At 58.3% G+C, this 23,656-nt stretch carries 19 protein-coding genes and 1 pseudogene; 11 read left to right on the forward strand and 9 right to left on the reverse strand.

Translation table 11 applies throughout. The features are described from left to right. Positions 1–22 precede the first annotated feature (22 nt). The 5 genes and pseudogenes from ACYZTS_RS07370 (at position 23) to ACYZTS_RS07390 (ending at position 6,650) form a co-directional block, all read left to right on the forward strand. The gene (locus ACYZTS_RS07370) at positions 23–649 is read left to right on the forward strand and encodes a glutathione S-transferase family protein (protein WP_028620313.1); all 627 of its coding nucleotides are present in this window, start codon (positions 23–25) and stop codon (positions 647–649) included. Between the two features lie 60 nt (positions 650–709). After that, positions 710–2,738: pseudogene (locus tag ACYZTS_RS07375) on the forward strand (pyridoxamine 5'-phosphate oxidase family protein). Positions 2,739–2,780: 42 nt separating this feature from the next. After that, positions 2,781–3,974, forward strand: coding sequence for a DUF3142 domain-containing protein (locus tag ACYZTS_RS07380; protein ID WP_461995045.1), 1,194 nt, complete (start codon positions 2,781–2,783; stop codon positions 3,972–3,974). Then, positions 3,961–6,081, forward strand: coding sequence for a hypothetical protein (locus tag ACYZTS_RS07385; RefSeq protein ID WP_461995047.1), 2,121 nt, complete (start codon positions 3,961–3,963; stop codon positions 6,079–6,081). The genes ACYZTS_RS07380 and ACYZTS_RS07385 overlap by 14 nt, the downstream gene beginning before the upstream one ends. A 92-nt stretch (positions 6,082–6,173) precedes the next feature. Further along, the gene (locus ACYZTS_RS07390) at positions 6,174–6,650 is read left to right on the forward strand and encodes an Lrp/AsnC family transcriptional regulator (protein ID WP_461995049.1); all 477 of its coding nucleotides are present in this window, start codon (positions 6,174–6,176) and stop codon (positions 6,648–6,650) included. Between the two features lie 39 nt (positions 6,651–6,689). On the opposite strand, the gene lpdA is transcribed toward ACYZTS_RS07390, so the two are convergent. Then, positions 6,690–8,090 (reverse strand): dihydrolipoyl dehydrogenase, encoded by a 1,401-nt coding sequence (gene lpdA / locus ACYZTS_RS07395; protein WP_028620382.1) that lies wholly within the window; start codon positions 8,088–8,090, stop codon positions 6,690–6,692. 185 nt (positions 8,091–8,275) lie between these two features. Between lpdA and cfaB the strand changes: the two genes are divergently transcribed. Next, a complete protein-coding gene (gene cfaB / locus ACYZTS_RS07400) occupies positions 8,276–9,463 on the forward strand; it encodes a C17 cyclopropane fatty acid synthase CfaB (RefSeq protein ID WP_028620383.1) in 1,188 nt (395 codons plus the stop codon). Here cfaB and cls read toward each other — a convergent pair. After that, positions 9,460–10,899, reverse strand: coding sequence for a cardiolipin synthase (gene cls / locus ACYZTS_RS07405; RefSeq protein WP_461995051.1), 1,440 nt, complete (start codon positions 10,897–10,899; stop codon positions 9,460–9,462). The two genes, cfaB and cls, sit on opposite strands and share 4 nt — an antisense overlap. Positions 10,900–11,030: 131 nt before the next feature. Between cls and ACYZTS_RS07410 the strand changes: the two genes are divergently transcribed. Next, the gene (locus ACYZTS_RS07410; protein ID WP_028620385.1) at positions 11,031–11,552 is read left to right on the forward strand and encodes a DUF3617 domain-containing protein; all 522 of its coding nucleotides are present in this window, start codon (positions 11,031–11,033) and stop codon (positions 11,550–11,552) included. A gap of 157 nt (positions 11,553–11,709) precedes the next feature. Here the strand turns inward: ACYZTS_RS07410 and folE2 are convergent, their stop codons facing one another. Beyond that, positions 11,710–12,609: a GTP cyclohydrolase FolE2 gene (gene folE2 / locus ACYZTS_RS07415; protein ID WP_461995053.1), complete on the reverse strand. Its 900-nt coding sequence runs from the start codon at positions 12,607–12,609 to the stop codon at positions 11,710–11,712. Between the two features lie 133 nt (positions 12,610–12,742). Here folE2 and zigA point away from each other — a divergent pair, with 133 nt between their 5' ends. Next, the gene (gene zigA, locus ACYZTS_RS07420) at positions 12,743–13,951 is read left to right on the forward strand and encodes a zinc metallochaperone GTPase ZigA (RefSeq protein ID WP_461995055.1); all 1,209 of its coding nucleotides are present in this window, start codon (positions 12,743–12,745) and stop codon (positions 13,949–13,951) included. Positions 13,952–13,965: 14 nt separating this feature from the next. Here zigA and ACYZTS_RS07425 read toward each other — a convergent pair whose 3' ends face one another. After that, positions 13,966–14,322, reverse strand: coding sequence for an NADH:ubiquinone oxidoreductase (locus tag ACYZTS_RS07425; RefSeq protein WP_461995057.1), 357 nt, complete (start codon positions 14,320–14,322; stop codon positions 13,966–13,968). 25 nt (positions 14,323–14,347) lie between these two features. Here ACYZTS_RS07425 and ACYZTS_RS07430 point away from each other — a divergent pair, with 25 nt between their 5' ends. Then, positions 14,348–15,313 (forward strand): CobW family GTP-binding protein, encoded by a 966-nt coding sequence (locus tag ACYZTS_RS07430; RefSeq protein WP_461995059.1) that lies wholly within the window; start codon positions 14,348–14,350, stop codon positions 15,311–15,313. Positions 15,314–15,322: 9 nt separating this feature from the next. Here the strand turns inward: ACYZTS_RS07430 and ACYZTS_RS07435 are convergent, their stop codons facing one another. Further along, complete coding sequence (locus ACYZTS_RS07435; RefSeq protein ID WP_461995061.1) at positions 15,323–15,736, reverse strand: DUF3301 domain-containing protein; 414 nt, start codon at positions 15,734–15,736, stop codon at positions 15,323–15,325. A 117-nt stretch (positions 15,737–15,853) separates the two neighbouring features. Between ACYZTS_RS07435 and pdxY the strand changes: the two genes are divergently transcribed. Continuing rightward, positions 15,854–16,726, forward strand: coding sequence for a pyridoxal kinase PdxY (gene pdxY, locus ACYZTS_RS07440; protein WP_461995063.1), 873 nt, complete (start codon positions 15,854–15,856; stop codon positions 16,724–16,726). Positions 16,727–16,872: 146 nt separating this feature from the next. On the opposite strand, the gene ACYZTS_RS07445 is transcribed toward pdxY, so the two are convergent. Next, complete coding sequence (locus tag ACYZTS_RS07445) at positions 16,873–17,355, reverse strand: acyl-CoA thioesterase (protein WP_150582384.1); 483 nt, start codon at positions 17,353–17,355, stop codon at positions 16,873–16,875. A gap of 282 nt (positions 17,356–17,637) precedes the next feature. On the opposite strand from ACYZTS_RS07445, the gene ACYZTS_RS07450 reads away from it, so the two are divergent. Continuing rightward, positions 17,638–19,401 carry a cation:proton antiporter gene (locus ACYZTS_RS07450; protein WP_028620393.1) on the forward strand — a complete coding sequence of 588 codons (1,764 nt, stop codon included), beginning with the start codon at positions 17,638–17,640 and terminating at the stop codon, positions 19,399–19,401. A 160-nt stretch (positions 19,402–19,561) separates the two neighbouring features. On the opposite strand, the gene ACYZTS_RS07455 is transcribed toward ACYZTS_RS07450, so the two are convergent. The 3 genes from ACYZTS_RS07455 to uvrD all read right to left on the reverse strand — a co-directional run bounded on the left by ACYZTS_RS07455 (position 19,562) and on the right by uvrD (position 23,452). Next, complete coding sequence (locus tag ACYZTS_RS07455) at positions 19,562–19,969, reverse strand: SMI1/KNR4 family protein (RefSeq protein WP_028620394.1); 408 nt, start codon at positions 19,967–19,969, stop codon at positions 19,562–19,564. Positions 19,970–20,106: 137 nt separating this feature from the next. Continuing rightward, on the reverse strand, positions 20,107–20,979 hold the full coding sequence (locus ACYZTS_RS07460) for a Tim44 domain-containing protein (RefSeq protein ID WP_461995066.1): 873 nt from the start codon (positions 20,977–20,979) through the stop codon (positions 20,107–20,109). A 289-nt stretch (positions 20,980–21,268) separates the two neighbouring features. Then, positions 21,269–23,452 (reverse strand): DNA helicase II, encoded by a 2,184-nt coding sequence (gene uvrD, locus ACYZTS_RS07465; RefSeq protein ID WP_461995068.1) that lies wholly within the window; start codon positions 23,450–23,452, stop codon positions 21,269–21,271. Positions 23,453–23,656 lie beyond the last annotated feature (204 nt).

Consider the following 23,656-nt stretch of genomic DNA (forward strand, 5'->3'; position numbering starts at 1 on the left):
GCCACCAACAGCGGAGTCGATCATGCAAGCCATCAAACTCTACAATTTCCCGCGTTCAGGCCACGCTCACCGTGTGGAGCTGATGCTTTCCCTGATGCAATTGCCGACCGAGCTGGTATTTGTCGACCTGGCGAAGGGCGAGCACAAGCAACCCGATTTTCTTGCGATCAACCCGCTGGGTCAGGTGCCGGCCATTGATGACCAAGGTGTGGTGCTCGCCGACTCCAATGCGATTCTGGTGTATCTGGCGCAGAAATATGGCGAAGGTCGGTGGCTGCCAGCTGATCCGGTTGGCGCGGCGCACGTGCAGCGTTGGCTCTCGATGGCAGCCGGCCCTATTGCTTTTGGTCCCGCCAGAGCGCGGCTGATTACGGTGTTCGGCGCCGCTTATAACGCTGAAGAAGTCATCGCTTACGCCCACACCTGGCTGAAGATGATTGATCAAGAACTGGCTGGCGCTACGTTCCTGGTCGGCGACGAACCCACCATCGCAGATGTCGCGGCGTACAGTTACATCGCCCATGCACCTGAAGGCAACGTCTCGCTGGATGCCTACCCGAGTATCCGGGCGTGGCTGGCTCGAGTTGAAGCTTTGCCCGGATTTGTCGGCATGCCGCGCACGGCGGTCGGTTTGCAAGCAAGCGCTTGAATCTGTAGCCGACACGTTAGGTCAGTCACGCTGCGCCGAGGGTGCAGGGGAGAAGCCGTTATGGATCGTTCACCGTGGCACGCAGGCGAAAAGCAATTGCAGCAACACGTGGGTGTCGCCGATCGGATGGAAGCATTCGGGCGCAAGGTCATTCGCAGCGAAATGCCTGATCAGCACCGCAAGTTTTATCAGCAATTGCCGTTCATGGTGTACGGAGCGGTCGATCCACAAGGCAACCCATGGGCGAGCATTCTCGAAGGCGAACCTGGCTTCGCGCATTCGCCGGCACCGGGCACGTTGCATTTCAACAGCTTGCCGGCCGCTGATGACCCGGCGCAACTGAGTGGCGGTGCGGCGATCGGCTTGCTGGGAATCGAGCTGCACTCCCGCCGCCGCAATCGCCTCAACGGGCGCATTGATGCGCTGTCCGCAAGCGGCTTCGACGTGTCGGTCGAACAGTCTTTCGGCAACTGCCCGCAGTACATTCAGTTGCGCCAGTTTCATTCCGTACCTCTGGCGGATCCTTCGACGCGTTGCGACACGTCTCGACAGTCTGGATGAAGCAGCAGTGGCGACGATCAATGCCGCTGACACATTCTTCGTTGCCAGTTACGTAGACGTCGCGGGCGAACGGTCCGTCGACGTCTCCCATCGCGGCGGGCAGGCTGGCTTTGTCCGGGTGGAGGGCAATCGGCTGACCATTCCGGATTTCGCCGGCAATCTGCATTTCAATACTTTAGGCAACCTGCTGCTAAACCCACGCGCGGGACTTTTATTCGTCGATTTCGAAACGGGCGATCTCCTGCATCTCTACGGACGAACCGAGCTTATCCTCGATGGGCCGGAGATTGATGCGTTTCTAGGAGCAGAACGGTTTTGGATGTTCCACGTGGAACGCGTCGTTCGGCGGCCTGCCGCATTATCTTTGCGTTGGCGTTTCGACGGCGTGTCGCCCAACAGTTTGATGACCGGCACTTGGGATCAGGCAAACGCTCGGCTTCAAGCTCAAGCCCTGGGTGACCGTTGGCGCCTGCTGCGTGTGGCTCGGATTGAGCAGGAAAGCCACAGCATCCGATCGATCTATCTGGAGCCAATCGACGGTGTCGGTCTGCCGATCTTCCAGGCCGGGCAGCATCTTCCATTGCGGTTCAACATCGACGGCGCAGTGCACATTCGAACCTACAGCTTGTCGAGCGCACCGTCGGATGATTTTTTCCGCATCAGCGTCAAACGCGAAGGCGTGGTCTCTACGCATTTGCACGATCAGCTCAAGGTGGGCGATTTTCTAGAGGCTCGTGCACCGCAAGGGCATTTCACCGTTTCAGCGCTTGAGCGTCGGCCCTTGGTGTTGCTTGCGGCCGGGGTAGGCATTACGCCGCTGTTGTCGATGCTGCGCGAAGTGGTTTATCAAGGTTTGCGCACGAGGCACATTCGTCCGACGTGGATATTGCAGAGTTCACGCACTTTGGCTGATCAACCGTTTCGCACGGAGGTCGATCGTTTGCTCGAAAGCGCTGGTGGCGCAGTGCATATGGTGCGCTTGCTCAGTCAGCCGGAAACTGACGCGCTGGAGGGCGAAGACTTCGATACGGTAGGGCGCATCGACACCGCCATATTGAAGAGCGTGCTGCAAGTCGGGGACTATGATCAGGTGGATTTTGTCCTGTGCGGGCCGGGAGGTTTTACCCAAGGTCTGTACGACAGTTTGCGAAAGATGGACATCCGGGATTCGAGAATTCACGCCGAAACATTCGGGCCATCGACGTTGCGTCGGCGACTGGACCCCGATGCCGTGGTGATCGAACAGCCACCGGCAGCAACCACCTCCGTGCCGGTGGTCTTTCAGCGATCAGCGAAAGAGGCGCGTTGGCAGCCCGACGGAGGTAGCTTGCTGGAGCTGGCGGAGAGCCGGGGTTTGCAACCGGAATTCAGCTGCCGCGGCGGCTCCTGCGGGACCTGCAAAACGCGCCTGATCAGCGGGCTGGTCAACTATCCGCTGCCGCCAGCCGAGGTTCCGGATGAGGGACATGTGCTGATTTGCTGTGCGATTCCGGCGCAAGGCTCGCAGCCTCTGGTGTTGGACCTGTAGCATCTGGCAGACGCTGCTCCTGGCAGTCTCAAAGGATGCTTTATGGTTTTTCTTGCTCGTCTGTTGATCCTGTTTGTGGTGTTGGTGCAGCTCGGGGGTTGCGAGCCCGTGGAGAGGCCGCCGCTCGATCAGCAGCTCTACGTCTGGCAACGGCAATGGACGCCGGCTCACGAAACGGCACTGAGTGATAGCCGAGCCGAGTTTTCCGACTTGCGGGTTTTAGCTCTGCAGGCGTTTCCCCGGGAAGGCTGGGTGCGGGCGCGGATCAACCCCGCATTGCTCAAAGCGGACGGTCGACCACTGATTGCGGTGGTCCGTCTCGATGGCCAACTGCGGGCCCTCAATCAGGAGGAGATCACTGCGCAGATCCGCCAGTTGCTTAATGATTGGGCAGAGCAGGGCTTGATCATCTCTGGCGTGGAAATCGATCACGACGCAGGGACGGCGCGGCTGACGGAGTATCGCAAACTGCTGGTGAAGGTGCGCAGCGTCTTGCCGGCCTCGCTACCTCTGAGCATCACTGCCTTACCCTCTTGGCTCGACAGCGATCAATTGCCAGCGCTGTTGGCTTCGGTCGACAGCAGCGTGCTGCAAGTGCACGCGGTGAGCGATCCGCAAAGGGGTTTGTTCGATCCGGTTTTGACACGGCAATGGGCGATTCGGTGGAGCAGCATAACCGCCAAACCCTTTTATCTCGCCCTACCAGCCTACGGTGTCGCGCTGTTGCCCGGCGACGGTGTGCCGCTGGTGGAAAGCGAAGTTGCACTGGAGCAAGGGGGAGAGCGGCGGGAGCTGTTGGCTGATCCGCAGCAGTTGAGTCGACTCGCCGCAGACTTGCGTAACGACCCGCCTACGCATTTGGCGGGCTTGATCTGGTTTCGTCTTCCGTTGAGCCATGATCGCCGGGCGTGGAGCCTGACGACATTGCGCGCAGTAGCACAGGGTGTTGCGCTCGACAGTCGCTTGACGGTGAAACTGTCTAGCCAGCAAGGCCTGTATGACATCAGCCTGAGCAATCAGGGCAACCTCGACAGTGCCTGGCCCGAACGCATAACCCTCGCCGCACGAGGTTGTGAGGGCGCCGATGCGTTGGCCGGTTACACGTTGCAACAGAGCCCTGAACTCCTTACCTTCACCCGCCTGCGTGAAGGTCGGATACTGGCCGGCGGAGAGCGCGCCATCGGCTGGGCGCGGTGCGCATCGATTGATCAAGGAAATTCGAATGTTGACCCGTAACTGGCCTCGCCATCTGTTATGCCTGGGTCTGGGTTTGCCGTTGGGCACGGCAGTGGCCTGCGGGCCGGACTTCCCGATGCGCCTGCTCGACAATCGCGCGCAGTCGCTAGCGGAGCTACCGGAAGGGAATTTCCGCTACGAGGTGAGTCGTCTCGGGCAGGCCATCGATGGTTTGAAGAAAATCGCTGTGCCCGTCGGCGACAGTGCCGTACTGGACCTCGCAGAACAGCGCAGTCAGGCCGAATTGGCGGGGCTGACTGCTGAACAGCAGACTCTTCTAAAGCACTTGCGCACCTTGACCGATGCTCACGAAGTCGACCGTCAAGGCGCGAGTCTCTCCAGTGAATTCAGGCTGTATCTGGCGGGCGCTGTCGCTTTCCATGCGGGTGATTATCCCTTGGCCGTCGAATATTTTCACCGAGTGCTGGCGCTCCCGGCTGATCAACGCGCCTTGCGCAGCACTTGGGCAGCTTACTCATTGGGCCGTGCGCTGTTTGCCATGCACGCTGGAGCAGATGCTTCGTCTGATCTGCTCCATCAGGCGCAGCAGGCCTTCGAGCTGACGCGACGACTGAGCATCGATGGTTTTAGCGATCCACTGGGACTGGGTGTCGCCAGTCTTGGCGAGCAAGCGCGTGTAGTGCTCGATTCGGGCGACTGGAGCAGGGCAATCGAGCTTTACGCCACACAGAATGCCCAAGGTTCGGCGGTGGGTTACACCTCGCTGAAACTGTTGGCGGCTCAACTGAGCTCGATGCCGAGCGATCAATTGGCGTTGCTGCTGCAAAACAAGCCGGTGCAACAGCTGGTCACGGCGTCGTTGCTCAGCCGACTTGGCTGGTCATTTGGTGAGCAACCGCCAAACGAAAAGAAATTGATCGAGCTTCTGCAAAGCAGCACCCGTGGCACCTTCGATAACGCTGATCGCCTGGCGGCGGTCAGTTACCAACAAGGTGATTACCCCAGTGCCAAAGCGCTCCTTGAGCACGTAGGGGATGGCGGGCTGGCATGGTGGCTGCGGGCGAAACTGGCGATGCGAGACGGCGACAAATCCGCTGCGGCCGCAGCCTACGCCAAGGCAGCCCAAACCTTTGCGCAAGACGAATCCTGGGGCGAGCGACGAACGCAGGACTGGAAAATCGAATCGCTGCAACCCAGGTGCCGGGTCGAAGGCGAGAGCGCGATTCTTGCGTTGCAACGTGGCGATTATCTTCAGGCCTTCGATCAGCTTTATCGCAGTAACGGCATCTACTGGTTTGATGCTGCCACGGTTGCCGAGCGCGTGCTGACCGTCGATGAGCTCAAGCATTACGTGGACAGCAACGTCCCGGCGCCACCTGTGCACAGCCAACAGTTTCGTGACAACTATGTACCTTTGCCGGTGGCGGCGAGATTGCGTGACTTGCTCGGACGGCGGCTACTGCGAGAGGAGCGCTATGAGCAGGCGCCGGAGTATTTCGGTGATGTTGACCTGCAAAACAAAGCCAAGGCTTATGGTCAGCTGCGTCAGGAAGCCGAAGCGGCCTGGTGGCCGACCACGCGTGCTGAAGCGCTGTTTAATTCGGCCTGGATGGCTCGGGAGTGGGGGATGGAGATCATTGGCTACGAGATGGCTCCGGATTACGCCACGTTCGGTGGCAACTACAGTCTGGAAGCGACCCCGCTCAATGTCGGCCCGCTGGTATCTGAGGGTGAAGTTCAGCGTCAGGAGAGCAGTGCCGCGCAGCCCGATCAACGTTATCACTATCGGTATGTCGCCAATTTACTGGCCAGCCGCGCTGCTGATAATCTGCCGCACTCCAGCGAGGCTTTTGCCGCAGTGCTGTGCGCGGCGACGGGATGGAACACCGATGCGAACGAAAAAGCGATTTTCTATCAACGCTACGTCAAGGAAGGTCCTTACGTGCCATGGGCGCTGTTCTTTGGCGAGCGTTGTCCATACCCGAATTTCCACAATGCGGACAAGCGTTATGTGACCCAGGCGTTGAGCCCGATCCGCGCTGCACTTCGACCCTATAAAAAGCCGCTGCAGTACGGCGGTGTGGTCGCGTTCACGGCGGTGGCATTGTGGCTCATCATCCGTCGAAAGCGAGTACATAGGGCCTGATCGCCTGCTGTACAAAGATCAGAATGGCGAACTCGATCAGCAGACTCAGAACCGGCTACCAGAGGCCGGTTTTACCGACAGGATCTACCCCTATGAAGCTGGATGCCTTTGATCGCAGAATCCTCTCGGCCCTGCAGCGAGACGGCCGGTTGAGCAATGTCCAACTGGCGGACGAGATTGGTCTTTCGGCCTCGCCGTGTTTGCGCCGCGTACGGATGCTGGAGGAGGCAGGCGTGATTCGCGGTTATCAGGCCATCCTGGACAGGGATGAAGTCGGGCTCGGATTGACCGTCTTTGTCGGCGTCAAAGTCGAACGACACACGGACGAACGAGCTGAAGCCTTTCGTGTTGCGGTGACGGCATTGCCTGAAGTGATTTCGGCGTTTCTGGTATCTGGAGAATCCGATTTCCTGTTACAGGTCGTTGTGCCGGATCTGCGTAGTTATGATCGCTTTCTCTCCGAGAGATTGTTGAAGCTGCCGGGTATCAGTGACATCCGCAGCAACTTCGCGATCAACACAGTGAAAGCACCCGGGGCTTTACCGCTGGCGCATTTGCCGACGGGCTGATTGCTCTCACCTGAAACATGAGAGCGATCAGCTCCGATATCACATCTGTGTCGCCATCCCTTCCACGTTCATCGCTGCTTGGCGCAACGCCTCGGAGCGAGTTGGGTGAGGGTGGCAGGTCAAAGCGATGTCTTCAGCAGACGCGCTGAATTCCATGGCCACGCAGTATTCGCCGATCATTTCACTGACGCTTGGGCCTACCAGATGCACGCCAAGGATTTCATCGGTGCGCTCGTCGGCCAGCACTTTGGCAAAGCCTTCGGTTTCGTGATTGATTTTTGCCCGGCTGTTGGCCGTGAAGGGGAATTTGCCGACCTTGTAGGCCCGGCCTTCGGTCTTGAGTTGTTCTTCGGTTTTGCCGACGCTGGCCAATTCCGGTTTGGTGTAAATCACGTTGGGGATGAGGTTGTAATTGACCTCGCCTGCCTTGCCCACAATCTGTTCGATGCACGCCATGGCTTCGTCTTCAGCCTTGTGAGCGAGCATCGGGCCGGACGTTACATCACCGATGACCCACACGCCGGCGGCTTCAGTCCGATGGTTCTGGTTGGCGAGCATGCCGCGCGCGTCGGTGGCCAGGCCGACATTCTCCAGCCCCAGTCCTTGGGTGTAAGGACGGCGGCCGATAGCGACCAATACGTAGTCGGCTTCCAGCAGCTCAGCTGTTCCACCGGCCGCCGGTTCAACGCTCAGTTGGACAGCAGTCGCCGACGTTGTGGCGCTGGTTACTTTGGAACTCAGCTTGAAGTTGATGCCCTGTTTGCTCAGCGAGCGCTGCAGCGTTTTACCTGCTTCACCGTCCACACCCGGGCAGATCCGATCGAGAAACTCGATCACCGTAACCTGCGCGCCCAAGCGTCTCCACACTGAACCCAGTTCCAGACCGATGACACCGGCGCCAATGACCACCAGATGCTTGGGGACTTCCGCCAGCGCAAGCGCTCCCGTGGAATCGAGAATGCGCTGATTATCGATGGTCACGCCGGGCAGGGGTGTGGGTTCAGAACCCGTCGCAATTACGATGTCTTTCGCACTCAGTTCGGTCTTGTTGCCTGCGCCATCGGTTACCGTCACTTTGCCCGGGCCGTCGATATGGCCCCAGCCTTTGATCCAGTCGACTTTGTTTTTGCGAAACAGAAATTCGATGCCCTTGGTCAGGCCTGCAACGCTTTCATCTTTCTGCTTCATCATCTGAGTCAGATTAAGCGTGGGCTTGACCTCGATTCCCAGGTTGGCGAATTCAGTGCCCATGGCAGCATCGTAGAGTTCTGACGCGTGCAACAAGGCTTTGGATGGCATGCAACCGACATTTAAACAGGTGCCGCCCAGGGTTGCGCGACCCTCTACGCAGGCAGCCTTCAAACCCAATTGGCCGGCGCGGATCGCCGCGTTATAGCCGCCAGGTCCTCCGCCTAAAATCACGACATCATAATTACTCATGAATAACTCCGGTTGGCGAGGCAAATGAATAGGCTCTCCCAGTCTAGAAAAGAAACACGTTCCACGTGGAACAAATGTTGGTGGGCGCAACCAAGCCGATAGAAAAACGCTATTTATCGATAGCCAGCTATTTTTCATGGATGGTCTACCCTCAAATCAGACGTCTGAAACAAGGGGGATTTTCCATGCTCGCGCATCTTCCACCGGCCTTACAGAATCTGCAGTTACCGCTTCGTCTGCGACTTTGGGATGGCCATGAATTCAATCTGGGCCCGACGCCCAGCGTGACGATTGTGGTAAAGGACCCACAAATGGTGACTCAATTTACGCACCCGAGCCTGGATGCACTCGGGGCCGCGTTCGTCGAGGGCAAACTCGAGCTTGAAGGTTCCATCAGCGACGTGATCCGTGTCTGTGATGAGTGGAGTCAGGCTTTGCTGGATGAAGGTGATGACAACCAGCCGGTCCGCGCCATGCATGACAAAGAAACCGACGCCAAGGCTATCTCCTACCATTACGACCTTTCCAATGCCTTCTATCAACTGTGGCTCGATAGCGACATGGCCTATTCCTGCGCCTATTTCGAGACCGGCAGTGAATCCCTGGAACAGGCCCAACAAGCTAAATTTCGTCACCTTTGCCGCAAGCTGCGACTTCAGCCTGGCGAGTATCTGTTGGATGTCGGTTGCGGTTGGGGCGGGCTGGCGCGGTACGCCGCCAGGGAATTTGGCGCAAAGGTGTTTGGGATTACGCTGAGCAAAGAACAGCTTGATCTTGCTCGTGAGCGCGTATTGGCCGAAGGTCTCGAAGATCTGGTTGAGCTGCAACTGCTCGACTATCGTGACCTGCCGCAAGATGGCCGCTTCGACAAAATCGTCAGCGTCGGCATGTTCGAACACGTTGGCCATGCGAATCTTCATGAATATTGCAGCACCTTGTTTGGCGCTGTGAGGGAGGGCGGCCTGGTGATGAATCACGGCATCACGGCGAAGCACACGGACGGACGACCTGTGGGACGCGGTGCCGGAGAGTTCATCGAGAAGTACGTATTCCCCAACGGAGAGCTGCCGCACCTGTCGATGATTTCCGCGCAAATCAGTGAGGTCGGGTTGGAGATTGTCGACGTTGAGAGCCTGCGTCTGCACTACGCTCGCACGCTCGACCACTGGAGCGAACGCTTGGAAGACAACCTCGAAGCCGCGGGTGGTCTGGTGCCCGAGCAGGCATTGCGAATCTGGCGCCTGTACCTCGCTGGATGCGCTTATGCGTTCGCCAGGGGCTGGATCAATCTTCACCAGGTGCTTGCCGTAAAGACGCACGTCGACGGCAGCCATGAGCTGCCCTGGACCCGCGACGATATCTACACGCCCTAAAGGATCGGTGAAATCAACCGGGCGACTCGCATGCCTAGCTGTTGCAGGCGGCGCGTTTCCCGGCGATCTTGCGCTGCGATTTCGTACGCGTTGGCGAAATCGTCGTTGAGCATCTGTTCCACCTCTGCGGCGAATGTACTGTCGACCGTCAGCAACATCACTTCAAAATTCAGCCGGAACGAACGGTTATCCATGTTTGCGCTGCCGATGGCGCTGATCTCGCTGTCGATCAAGACGACTTTTTGATGCAGGAACCCCGGTTCGTAGCGGAACACGCGCACGCCGGCACGTACTGCTTCGAAGGCGTAGAGGCTGGAGGCGGCGTAGACGATTCGGTGATCGGGTCGTGAAGGCAGGAGGATCCGCACATCAACCCCGCGCAAAACTGCGAGTCGGAGCGCTGCGAATACTGCCTCGTCGGGAATGAAGTAGGGGCTGGTTATCCACACGCGTTCAGTCGCCGCGTGGATGGCTTCGACGAAGAAGAGCGAGCAAGTCTCGTAGGAGTCTGCCGGGCCGCTGGCGAGCAGTTGGCAGAGCACGCCATCTTCAGGATATTCGTCGGGCAAGATCAGCGGTGGCAGTGTTCGCGCTGCCCAGAACCAGTCCTCGGCAAACGATTCCTGCATGCACGCCACTACAGGCCCGCTTACCCGTACGTGGGTATCGCGCCAAGGCGCCAGTGGCGGTTTTTCGCCCATATATTCGTCGCCGACGTTGTGACCGCCGACGAAACCCAGCACACCGTCGACCACAACAATCTTGCGGTGATTACGGAAGTTGACCTGGAAGCGATTGAGCCATCCGCTGCGCGTGGCGAACGCTTTGACTTCCACACCGGCATCACGCAATGGCTGCACGAAACTGTGAGGCAGGGAATGGCTCCCGATCCGGTCATACAGTAGAAACACGGCCACGCCTTCGGCAGCCTTTTCCAGTAGCAACGTCTGCAGACGCCGGCCGAGCCGATCGTCGTGGATGATGAAAAACTGAATCAGCACTGCCTGTCTGGCGCCACGAATGGCCTCGAATATTGATTCGAACGTGGCTTGTCCGTTGATCAGGAGTTGCACTTCGTTGTTTGCCAGGCAGGGCATGCGTCCCAGTTTTGGCATCGCTCTCAACGAGGCGTATGCGCTCGATGCGCGGGCGGTCAGCGCCTCTTCAACCCACGGGCGCCAGTTCAGCTCGGAGATTGCTTTGCGCATTTCCTCGTTGGCCTGGCGACGCGCCTGGATGTAGCCATCGAAGGTACTGCGGCCGAATACCAGATAAGGAATCAGCGTGAGATAGGGAATGAAAAACAGTGACAATGCCCAGGCGATGGAGCCTTGCGCCGTGCGGACGGTCAGTACGGCATGGATCGCAGCGATCATGCCGAGCGTGTGGATCAACGCGATCAGGTAACCGAAAACATGCGGGCCGAAATAATCCATGGGGCAGCCTTGCTCCTGAAGTTTCAATGCTTAACAGACCATGTTCCGTGCAGAATGTCGCTATTTAATTGGTCCATGAACCGAAGCCAGCGGCTGACGTCTAACGGCCACTACTGATCAGGAGTTACACGATGAACGTACGTCTGCTGGGTTTGGCCGTGGCTTTTGGTTTGACACTTCCTGTCGCTGCCCAAGCGCAAATGTTGCAGCCTGGGTTGTGGGAACTGACCTCGAGCAACATGAAAGTCGATGATCAGAATTTGCCTGACCTGCAATTGATCCTCGGTCAGATTCAAAGCCAGATGACCCCGGAACAGCGTGCTCAACTGGAGAAGCAGGGCATCACCATGGGCGGCAAAGGCATTCGCGCTTGCCTGACGCCAGAGCAGGTGCGATCCGACAACATCCCGCTGACCGACCCGCAGTCGGGTTGCAAACAGGAAATCACTGAGCGCACCGGTAACCAGTGGAAATTTCGCTTCAGCTGCCCTAAGGCTCAAGGTGCTGGTGTCGCAACCTTCCTCAGCGATCGTGAGTTCACCACCAAGGTGAATGGCACCTTCAACGCGACCGGGATCCAGCAGAAGGGCAGCCTTGATACTCGCGCAGTCTGGTTGGGCAAGGAATGCGGAACGGTAAAACCGCGCGCTTAAGCTGTCACCGCACTTCAGATCAGAATTTATTCTGCCTTTCAGCCGCGCATCCATCCACACGGGTGCGCGCTACGTCCTCTGAAAACTCAGAGTTGGCGGATCTCCGTGGCGACCAGGTGTGCTGATTCCGCCATCAGTTGCAGATCATTCCAGGTTCTTAGGAGTCGACCCTCCAATTCCACCGGCTTAGCGCTACCGCGTCATGAGCGTGCAGGCTTTCGCTGTGGACCACGCGAATTTTGAAGCCGTTGATGCCTGGAGAACGTTTGAGCGCCAAGTTCAATCGTCGGGCTGCGTCCTCACAAAACATCAGATTCTGTCCATTGGCCAACGCAAAAGCTTGCTCGTCAGCGCGCTTGACGGCGGTTTGCACGGCTGTTCCCAAAGCGGCTTCTGCGTCATTGATCACGGCCACCCACGGCAGATTGTCCAGATAATCGTCGAGGCGAACCTGCAGGTGCGCATAACTTCGTTGGCTATGTGGCGTTGCAACAATGCCATTGGATGAGCCTAGCCACGCTAATACGTCGGCATGGTGCAGTGATCGGTTGGCGAAATCTTCAATGAATTGCTGCTGAATCAGTTGCCTCGCGAGCGCGGCCGAGCAAGGGCAAGTCGAGGAATATGGAATCTCGATGCTAAGTTCCACGTGGAACATATCGTTTTCCATCGACGCGCTCACGCAGACTGAATAGCTTTTCCATCCCGACAAAGGACTTATCAGCGCGGGCCTCCTCAACAGAAGCTCAGCGCTTAATTTCAAATATGCATTTTTTGCAAGGCCGCGGTGGGAATCAAGAAAGCTTTGCAGGAGCTGGCGCAACAGGGCCGGAGTCAGGCTTTCGCGTTCAAGTATTCCCAGTGCGAGATACAACCGTGACATGTGAATGCCGCGAGCATCGCCGTTATCCAGGCTCACACCGGCGTCAGCTCTTGCGCTGAGGCGTTGCCCGTCGAATACGACCGGCAGGGCGATGCCGTGCATGCCCACCCATTCAAGAGGCAGCGAAGTGTGGGACGTCTGGGCGCAGATATCCGGGAGCGTTAGCGCATTCATGAGCAAGTCCGTCGTGGAAATCGATTAGTTTATGTTATGTTATTACATCTAAATCGACCACGCCTTTTTGCCGAAGCAATCATATTGCTTGCCGTAAAGGGCGCTCGCTCAGTCTCCCCTTGAGGAATACCCGATGCCCAATCGACTCCCCGTTACGGTTCTTTCAGGCTTTCTCGGAGCCGGCAAAAGCACGCTGCTCAACTACGTACTGCGCAACCGTGAACATCTTCGGGTCGCTGTAATCGTCAACGACATGAGCGAGATCAACATCGACGGCAGCGATGTTCAGCGCGACGTCAGCCTGAATCGCGCTGAAGAAAAACTCGTGGAGATGAGCAACGGCTGCATCTGCTGCACGTTGCGCGAAGACTTGCTGGAAGAGGTGAGCAAGCTCGCCAAGGAAGGGCGTTTTGATTACTTGTTGATCGAGTCCACCGGTATTTCCGAGCCACTGCCCGTGGCCGAGACCTTCACTTTTCGCGACGACAGCGGACAGAGTCTGGCCGATATTGCCCGGCTCGACACCATGGTCACCGTCGTCGACGGTGTGAATTTCCTGCTCGACTACCAGGCTGCTGAAAGCCTCGCGTCTCGTGGCGAAACGTTGGGTACTGAGGATGAACGTTCCATCACTGACCTGCTGGTCGAACAAATTGAATTCGCCGACGTCATCCTGATCAGCAAGATCGATTTGATCGGCAGCCACGAGCGCCAAGAGCTGATGGCGATACTCCAGCGACTCAACTCACAGGCAGAGATCGTCCCCATGGTCATGGGTGAAATCCCGCTGCAGAAGATCCTCAACACCGGCCGGTTTGACTTCGACAAAGCCGCCCAGGCGCCGGGCTGGTTGCGTGAAATGCGCGGTGAACATGTGCCGGAGACCGATGAATACGGCATTGCCAGCACGGCCTACCGGGCCCGGCGACCCTTCCATCCGCAACGCTTTTTCGACTTTATCGACGGGCACTGGACCAACGGCAAGCTGCTGCGCTCGAAAGGTTACTTCTGGTTGGCGAGCAAGCACATGGATGCCGGAAGCTGGTCTCAGGCAGGTGGCTTGATGCGCCACGGGTTTGCCGGTCGCTGGTGGCGCTTCGTGCCGAAAAACCAATGGCCCGAGGACGCAGAAAGTACTGCAGCAATCATGAAAAACTGGACGCAGGCCACCGGCGATTGCCGGCAGGAGCTGGTGTTCATTGGTCAGAACATCGATTTTGAATTGCTTACCGCAGCGCTGGATAACTGCCTTCTGACAGATGCTGAGATGGCTTCAGGCGTGACGGCCTGGCTGCAGCTGCCTGACCCGTTTGGCCCTTGGCACGATGACGAAGCAGCTTAGGCTCTGCATCTGCCTCAGGGCTTGAGCCACGTACCCTGGCTCTGGCCTTCGCAAAACGGTTTCAAATAGGCTGCATCCGTGGCCACACCGTAATAGTGAATGTCCTGCCGGTACGGCATGTTGGCGACTTGCGCGTTGCTGCATACGCCAAAAGCGCCGGCAGGACACTCATCGACGTACTGCACTTCGACTTTCTGCCCGGGCAGGTTGGGCTGGCAGAAGCCATCGGCGAAGAGCTTCTGCGGTATGGTGCGGTTCTGTTGGCAGACCTTCACGTCGAGTCGTTCAGCTGTACTATGTACCACACATGCCTGAGCCAACACTTCGCCTGACATCAGCGCCAACAACAACGACAATCCCCTCAACCCCATTCTTGTCTCCTTAGATAACATCACCATGCTGCATAACATTCCCACACACGTTATTGCCGGGCCACTGGGCGCTGGTAAAACCAGCCTGATCAAAAATCTGCTGGCGCAGCGACCGCCGAATGAACGTTGGGCAGTGCTCATCAATGAGTTCGGCCAGATCGGGCTCGACGCTGCGTTGCTGACCCGGGATGACGAGGGTATCGCATTGGGAGAAGTGGCCGGTGGGTGTTTATGTTGCGTCAACGGTGCGCCGTTTCAGATCGGTCTTGGACGGTTGCTGCGCAAGGCGCGGCCTGAGCGTTTGTTTATCGAACCGTCGGGCCTCGGTCACCCGGCGCAGTTGCTGGCGCAGTTGAGCGAGGCGCCGTGGCTTGGTGTGTTGACCGTGCAGCCGTGTGTGTTGGTACTCGACGCTCAGGCACTTGCTGCCGGCAAACGCTTGCCAGCGGCGCAGCAGGAGGCGTTGAGCAGCGCAGGATTATTGTTGCTCAACAAGTCCGAAGGCCTCGACGAGTCCGCCCGCGAGCGAATCGCTTCACAATTACCTTCACTTCCTGTGGTTTGGACCCGCCAGGCCGCGCTGCCCCTGGAGAAACTTCCAGGATTCGGGACGAAAGCACTGGCGGGTGTGGATAACTTTGTTGTCCCCAAGGGTTTCGCCCGGATGCCTGCGGTCTGGCCCGACCCCTCGCTGCCAATTTGCTCAAGTCAGGCACAGGAGGGCGGTTGGAGCATTGGCTGGCGCTGGCATCCCGCGCAGGTTCTCGAGTCAGCGCGGATCGCTGAATGGCTTCAAAGTCTGCAATGGCGGCGCGCGAAGCTGGTGATTCACAGCAGTCAGGGTTGGGTCTCGGCGAATGCGCTGGATAATTCAGGCCTGGAATGGCGACCCAGTGAGTGGCGGAATGATTCGCGGATCGAATTGATCTTCAATGAACCGCAGGAAGTTGACGCCCTGCAGGCAGCGCTGCTCAATTGCCGTTCGGGTTGACCATTTGATTCAGGGCCGCCACTTGGTGTGTTCCTGCCGCCACTGACTCAACTCGATGATTTGCGCCCGGGGCTTCGCCACGTCGTCGACAACCGGCGTGTCGTCAAAAGGCATCGGGTAGGGTGCCAGTTCAATCTGCGCACTGTGTGCGCCGAACTGGGTAATAGTGCCAACATGGCGACTTTCGCCGGTCACCGTAAACTCGAAGTTATACACGCGGGCCAGCCGTCGACGGCCGTTGGCGTCTTTGATGAACGCGATTTTCTTCAGTGCGACGTTGCCGTCCAGCAGCTCGATGCCGAGTTTGCCGCAATGTTGCTTGACCCGCTCCAACGCCCGTTCGCGCAAGCCATGGTTGTGCCACAGCCACGCGCCGCCAGCGGCGAGCAGCATCAGCACGAAGATATTTCCGAGGGTCAGCATCAGCAGGGTGCTCCAACAAGATAGCGTCAGCTTAACTGCCTCGCCGGTGTGTCGTACAGGCTGCGTTTCGTCGCATACTGCGCGGCTTGAATTCCAACCGTTTGGCGGAACTGACGCATGAAACGAACGCCCCATCTGCTCGCCATCCAGTCCCACGTGGTGTTTGGTCACGCCGGTAACAGTGCGGCGGTTTTCCCGATGCAGCGGCTCGGGGTGAATGTCTGGCCGCTCAACACCGTGCAGTTCTCCAATCACACCCAGTATGGTCAGTGGAGCGGCGAAGTGCTGGCGCCGCAGCAGATTCCCGCGTTGATCGAAGGCATCGCCGCCATCGGCGAGCTGGGCAACTGCGACGCCGTGTTGTCCGGGTACCTCGGCAGTGCGGCTCAGGGCCGGGCGATCCTCATCGGTGTGGCGCGCATAAAGTCGACCAACCCCAACGCGCTGTATCTATGCGATCCGGTGATGGGTCACCCGGAAAAAGGCTGCAGCGTGCCGGCCGAAGTCAGCGATTTCCTCCTGGAGGAAGCCGCCGCCATGGCCGATTTCATGTGCCCGAACCAACTGGAGCTGGACAGCTTTACAGGACGCAAGCCGCAATCGCTGTTCGATTGCCTGGCGATGGCGCGCACCTTGTTGGCTCGAGGTCCGAAAGCGGTGCTGGTCAAGCATCTGGACTATCCCGGCAAACCGGCGGACGTCTTCGAAATGTTACTGGTGACGGGAGAGGGGAGCTGGCATCTGCGCCGCCCGCTGCTGGCGTTCCCGCGCCAGCCGGTGGGCGTCGGCGACCTGACTTCAGGGTTGTTTCTGGCGCGGGTGCTCTTGGGCGATAGCCTGGTGGCGGCTTTTGAGTTCGCAGCGGCGGCGGTGCATGAGGTGCTGCTCGAGACTCAGGCGTGCGCCAGCTACGAACTGCAATTGGTGCGAGCGCAGGATAGAATTGCGCATCCGCGAGTACGGTTCGAGGCGACTGCGATCAGCCTTTGAAGGCGGCGGCAAACCCATTCGCGAGCAAGCCCGCTCCCACATTTGATCTTCGTCGTGCACAAAGATGTGTCCACGGAAGATCCAGTGCGGGAGCGGGCTTGCTCGCGAAGACTCTTTAAAGAACACCGTCAGGCTATAAGACCAGCTCAGACGTCGCCCTTGATTTCCTGATAACGCTTTTCCAGTTCCTGGCGGATCTGCCGGCGCTGCTGAGCCTGGATGAAGCGGCGCTTGTCTTCACTATTCTGCGGCTGCAACGGAGGGACTGGCGCGGGTTTGCGCTGGTCATCCACCGCGACCATGGTGAAGAAACAACTGTTGGTGTGCCGCACCGAGCGCTCGCGGATGTTTTCGGTGACTACTTTGATGCCGACTTCCATGGACGTGTTGCCGGTGTAGTTGACCGAGGCCAGAAAGGTCACCAGTTCACCGACGTGAATCGGCTCACGGAAAATCACCTGATCCACCGACAGCGTCACCACGTAGCGACCTGCGTAACGGCTCGCGCAGGCGTAGGCGACTTCGTCGAGGTACTTGAGCAGGGTGCCGCCGTGAACATTGCCAGAGAAGTTGGCCATGTCGGGAGTCATCAATACTGTCATCGACAGCTGGGCGTTTCCGGGTTCCATAGCGTTCTCAAGGTTCAGGGCAGGTTCGGGAAATGTGCACCTCTGCGGGTGCCTGACGGGTCTTTGCAAACCACAGTTATCGGGACGCCGGGCATGACACTGCCGTCACGCTTAATCGATCTGTTTCCATATATTGCACTGCCTTTCTGCCGGAAGTCGCGGTGTTACCCTGCAAATGCTCGTATCAAGGGCGATTCCTACACGTAAACCGGATTTTTACTCTGCTCAGTCAGACATTTCCTGCGTTCGGCGACTGAGCTCTGTCCCCAAGGAGCCCCCACCATGCATGCCATCAGTTTTATTCAGGACCTGGCGGTAATCATGTTGGTTGCGGGTGTGGTGACGGTGCTGTTTCACCGCTTTAAACAACCGGTGGTTCTCGGCTATATCGTTGCAGGCTTCATTATCGGCCCCCATACCCCGCCCTTCGGCTTCATCCACGATGAAGAAACCATCAAGACACTCGCCGAGCTGGGGGTGATTTTCCTGATGTTCTGCCTGGGGCTTGAGTTCAGTTTGCGCAAGTTGTTCAAGGTCGGCGCCACGGCGTTTATCGCGGCGTTCCTGGAAATCGTGCTGATGATCTGGATCGGCTATGAAATCGGCCGCTGGTTTGACTGGAACACCATGGACTCGCTGTTCCTCGGCGCAATCCTGGCGATTTCCTCGACCACCATCATCGTCAAAGCGCTTAACGATTTGAAGATGAAAAACGAACGCTTCGCTCAGCTGATCTTCGGCGTGCTGATTGTTGAGGATATTCTTGGCATCGGCATCATCGCTTTGCTCTCGAGCATCGCCGTCAGCGGTACGGTGAGTTCCGGTGAAGTGTTTTCAACGGTCGGCAAACTGTCACTGTTCATGATCGTCGCCTTGGTCATCGGCATTCTGCTGGTGCCGCGCCTGTTGGCCTACGTGGCCAGATTCGATAGCAACGAGATGCTCCTGATCACGGTGTTGGGCCTGTGTTTTGGTTTCTGTCTGCTGGTAGTGAAACTTGAATACAGTATGGTGCTCGGCGCGTTCCTGATCGGCGCGATCATGGCCGAATCCCGTCAGCTATTGAAAATCGAAAGGTTGATCGAACCGGTTCGCGACCTGTTCAGCGCGATCTTCTTCGTCGCGATCGGGCTGATGCTCGATCCGATGATCCTGTTGGAATACGCCTGGCCCATCGCCGTGATCACTGTCGCCGTCGTACTCGGCAAGATAGTGTCCTGCGGCTTGGGTGCTTTTATCGCCGGCAATGATGGACGCACCTCATTGCGCGTAGGAATGGGCCTTTCGCAGATTGGCGAATTCTCCTTCATCATCGCGTCGCTGGGCATCACCCTGCAGGTCACCAGCAACTTTCTTTATCCGGTCGCAGTGGCGGTTTCCGTGCTGACCACTCTACTGACGCCCTACCTGATTCGGGCGGCCGATCCACTGTCGATCAAGCTTGCCGCCGTCGTGCCGAAACGGCTTGGACGCGTGTTGAGCATGTACGGCGAATGGCTGCGCAGCATTCAACCGCAGGGCGAGGGCGCGCTGCTGGCATCGATGATCAGGCGGATTTTGCTGCAGGTAGGGGTGAATCTGGCACTGGTGATTGCCATTTTCATCTGCGGTGCTTTTTTTGCCGAGCGTATGTCGGCATACATTCAGGACTGGATCAGCGACCCGAGCTGGCAGAAGGCGTTGATCTGGGGTGGCGCGCTGCTGCTGTCGCTGCCGTTCCTGATTGCGGCTTACCGCAAGCTCAAGGCGCTGTCGATGTTGCTGGCAGAGATGGGCGTGAAGCCGGAAATGGCGGGGCGCCATACGGAGCGGGTGCGTCGGGTGATCGCCGAAGTCATCCCGATCCTCTCGCTGCTGGTGATTTTCCTGCTTCTGGCAGCCTTGTCGGCGAGCATTTTGCCGACCAACGAGTTGCTGATGTTGATCGTGGTGGTGGCGGCTGCTGTAGCGGCGCTGCTGTGGCGCTGGTTCATCCGCGTGCACACGCGCATGCAAGTAGCGCTGTTGGAAACCCTTGATAATCACAAGGACTCCACAGGTCATTGATCCCACCTGTAGCAGCTGGCGCAGCCTGCGTCCGGCTGCGCAGCAGTCGTAAAAAGAGTCGACGAAGCATTTTTGGTTGAGCGGCTCAACCGGGTTTACGACTGCTTTGCAGCAGGACGCAGGCTGCGCCAGCTGCTACACAGTCGGAGCTTCGGTTTGCTCAGCTTTCCAGCCACACATCCCGCGCCCAGTGCCACACCGATTCCCAGGTCTCTTCAGCGATCAGCTCTTCTTCCGCCTGCCACAACACCACGGTGCCGTCTTCTTCGACGCAGTAGTAGTCGTCGCCGTCCTGGCAGATAGGGATAAGACTACGATCAACGCCCACATCCCAGGCATTGGCAGCCACGTCCGGCAGATAAGTATGGGATTGCGGATCGGTGACGGTCACCGGTTCCAGGCTGCCGTAAACCACGTCACTGACCGTCAGCAGAAACTCCCTGAAGACAAACGGAATGTCGATGAACAGCTGTTCTTCGATTTCGACCAGAACGTCTTCGTCGGGCAACTCCAAGGGGACCGGTACTGGTTCGTTGGCTTCACGTAGTTGTTCGATGATTTCTTCCACGTCCGGGATCCTCTTGCTGTTGGCGCGGTTTGGTTGGGGCGGTTTATACAGTAGCTCGCAATAGATGCAACCGTGAAATAGAAAACCCCGGCCAAAGGCCGGGGCTTTTTATTGCGACACGTTTACTGCGGGTCGGTTCAGCCGTTCTGGCGGATACCGGCCACCAGCCAAGGCTGGTTCTCGCCTTGTGGACGTTCCATGTTCCAGCTTTCGCTGAATGCTTCGCCCTGGTCGAAACGCGACGTCTTCGACAGACCGCTGAAGGTCAGGGTTGCAATGGTCTTGTCCGCACGATCATCGACGCCGTCCAGCTGAACGCTGAGGTTATCAATGTAAGTGGACTGGAAACCGTCACCCAGATCAGCACGTTCGCGCTTGAGGAACTCAAGCAGTTGCGGGGTCACGAACTCGGAGATCTTGTCCATCTCGTTTGCGTCCCAATGCTGCTGCAGGGACTGGAAGTGGTTGCGGGCCGCTTCAATGAAGTTGTTCTCATTGAACCAGGCTGGCGCGTTGATCACCGGGCGAGCGGCAACAGGAGCGGCCGAACCGCCGAAGATCGAACCCATGCCTGCTGGCTTCTGCTCGAACACTTCACGCTGCATCGGTGCGCCGGCCGGCGCCAGATGCGCCTGCTGCTTGCGACGACGAGCGGCGATGAAACGGAAGACCAGGAAGGCGATGACCGCCATGATCAGGATATCGAAGATCTGCATGCCTTCGAAGCCGCCACCCATGAACATGGAAGCAAGAAGACCACCGGCAGCGATACCGGCGAGAGGGCCGAGCCAGCGCGAAGCGCCGCCGGCTTTGGCGGCAGCGCCAGCGGCACCGGCCGCACCGGCAGTGGCAGCAGCGCCACCGGCGGCAGAAGAAGGAGCCATTTGGCTGGTCTGGTGAGTCGGCGCAGCGCCGGAGCTCTTGCCGCCACCAAAGCGCTTGGCGTTGGCGTCGAGGCTCATCGTCAGGCCGATGCACAACGCCATGGCGATGCTAAGAAAACGTTTCATATAGGGAATTCCCATTTGTGGAAGGCACGCGCGCCATGTTGCACAGCTGAAGTGTTGCTGGCTAGCGGCAGAGTGTTTCGGGCTTTTGCCTGACAGCTGGGGTTCAGCTTCGGTCAGCGCTGTAAGGCCTGTTAACGTTGGTCTGTAGGACGAGTGATAAAGTTCTGTGGGAATGCGATCTTGCCGGAGCGAGCTGGCTCCCCTTCGGATCGTTCCCACGCTCTGCGTGGTAACGCCGCCATGGACGCTCTGCGTCCACTGTGACACAGAGCGTCATGATCAGGCCGTACTAAATTGCTTCCAGCTTGGCATAACCGAGCATCAACCACTTGCTGCCTTCGCTGAAATTCACCTGCACCCGAGCCTGAGCCCCGGCGCCCTCGAAGTTGAGGATGACACCGTCACCAAACACCGAGTGCCGCACAGCCTGGCCGAGGCTGAAGCCGGTGTCCGGGATTTCGCTGCCGCCAAACAGACTGCTGGAGCTCTGCTGCTGACCACCGCCAAAAGGGCGGCTGACGCTGTTGGACAAGCGCACTTCCTGAATCAGGCCTTTTGGCACTTCCCGTACGAAACGCGACACCTTGTTGTAGGTCTCGCTGCCATACAGGCGTCGGGTTTCCGCGTAAGTCATCACCAGGTTCTGCATGGCCCGGGTAATGCCGACGTAAGCAAGGCGACGTTCTTCTTCAAGACGGCCGGGTTCCTCCAGGCTCATCTTGTGCGGGAACAGACCTTCTTCCATGCCCACCAGGAACACGTAAGGGAATTCCAGGCCTTTGGCGCTGTGCAGGGTCATCAACTGAATGCTGTCTTCATGCTCTTCGGCCTGAGTATCTCCCGCCTCCAGAGAGGCATGACCGAGGAAAGCTGCCAATGGCGTGAGGTCTTCCTCTTCTTCAGCGTTCTCGAAGTTGCGCGCGGCACTGACCAGTTCCTCAAGGTTTTCCACCCGGGCCTGGCCTTTTTCGCCTTTTTCGGCCTGGTGATAGGCGATCAGGCCTGACTGCTCGATGACGGTCTGTGTCATCAAATGCAGTGGCATCTCCATGCACTTGGCGGCGAGGTTCTCTATCAGCTCCACAAACGCCCCGAGGGCGCCGGCGGCGCGGCCGGTCAAACCTTTATTGGCCACCAGCTGGCACATGGCTTCCCACATCGAGACGTGGCTATGGCGCGCATGTTCACGTATCGCTTCCACGGTTTTCTCGCCGATGCCGCGTGCCGGAACGTTAATCACCCGTTCCAGGGCCGCATCGTTGCCACGACCTTCGAGCAACCGCAGATAGGCCATGGCGTTCTTGATTTCTGCCCGTTCGAAGAAGCGTTGACCGCCGTAAATGCGATACGGGATACGTTCACGCAGCAAGGCTTCTTCTAAAACGCGCGATTGCGCGTTGGAACGGTACAAAATTGCGATATCACTGCGGGCGAGGCCGGTTTTCAGCGCACTTTCGATGGTTTCCACCACGTAGCGCGCTTCATCGTGTTCGTTGAAGGCAGCATAAAGATTGATCGCTTCGCCTTCACCGCCGTCGGTCCACAGCTCTTTACCCATGCGCCCGGTATTGTTGGCGATCAGGGCGTTAGCCGCCTTGAGAATGCCGGCGGTGGAGCGATAGTTCTGCTCCAGACGAATCACTTCAGCATCCGGGAAATCATCGGAATACTGATAGATGTTTTCGATTTTCGCGCCACGCCAGCCGTAGATCGACTGGTCGTCATCGCCGACCACCATCAAGCTGTCGCCACCCTTGGCCAGCAGACGCAGCCAGGCGTACTGCACGGCGTTGGTGTCCTGGAACTCGTCCACCAGAATGTGCCGGAAGCGTTTCTGATAGTGCGCGAGCAGCCCGGGGTTGTCGCGCCACAGGTCGAGGGCACGCAGCAGCAGCTCGGAAAAATCGATCACACCTGCGCGCGCGCACGCAGCCTCATAGGCTTCGTAAATGCTGCGCATGGTCGACAGAAACAGATCGCCGCTGGCCTGAATGTGCTGCGGTCGCAGGCCTTCGTCTTTCTGCCCGTTGATGAACCACTGCGCCTGACGGACCGGCCAGCGTTGCTCGTCCAGTCCCAGTTCACGGATCACACGCTTGACCAGCCGTTGCTGATCGTCGCTGTCGAGAATCTGGAAAGTCTGGCTCAGGCCGGCTTCCTGCCAGTGCGCCCGCAGCAAGCGGTGCGCCAGGCCGTGGAATGTGCCGACCCACATGCCGGCCGGATTGATCCCCATCAACTGCTCGATGCGATGGCGCATCTCGGCAGCGGCCTTGTTGGTGAACGTCACCGACAAGACCGAATGGGGCGACGCGTTCTCGACCTGGATCAACCAGGCGATACGGTGCACCAGCACTCGGGTTTTACCGGAACCAGCACCGGCCAGGACCAACTGACGACCCACGGCGGCGGCTACGGCCTGACGTTGGGCATCGTTGAGGGAGTTCAGCAGAAGGGAGAGATCATCGCGCATCGGGGCATTCTAGGGGGCCGCAGCACACCGGGCAAACATCGCTTTGCTTTAGCCGATGAAAGATACATGCGGGACGACCGGTCAGTCACCGGCCACAGGCATTGGCGGGGTTAGCCTGCAGGGTTTTTGGCGGGTAAACGCAGCCTGGGCTTTCGTCGAATATATGCTCGGGGGCTGTTTGGTAAGGCCATTGGCTTGTGTATG

Source organism: Pseudomonas sp. TMB3-21 (assembly GCF_054898145.1).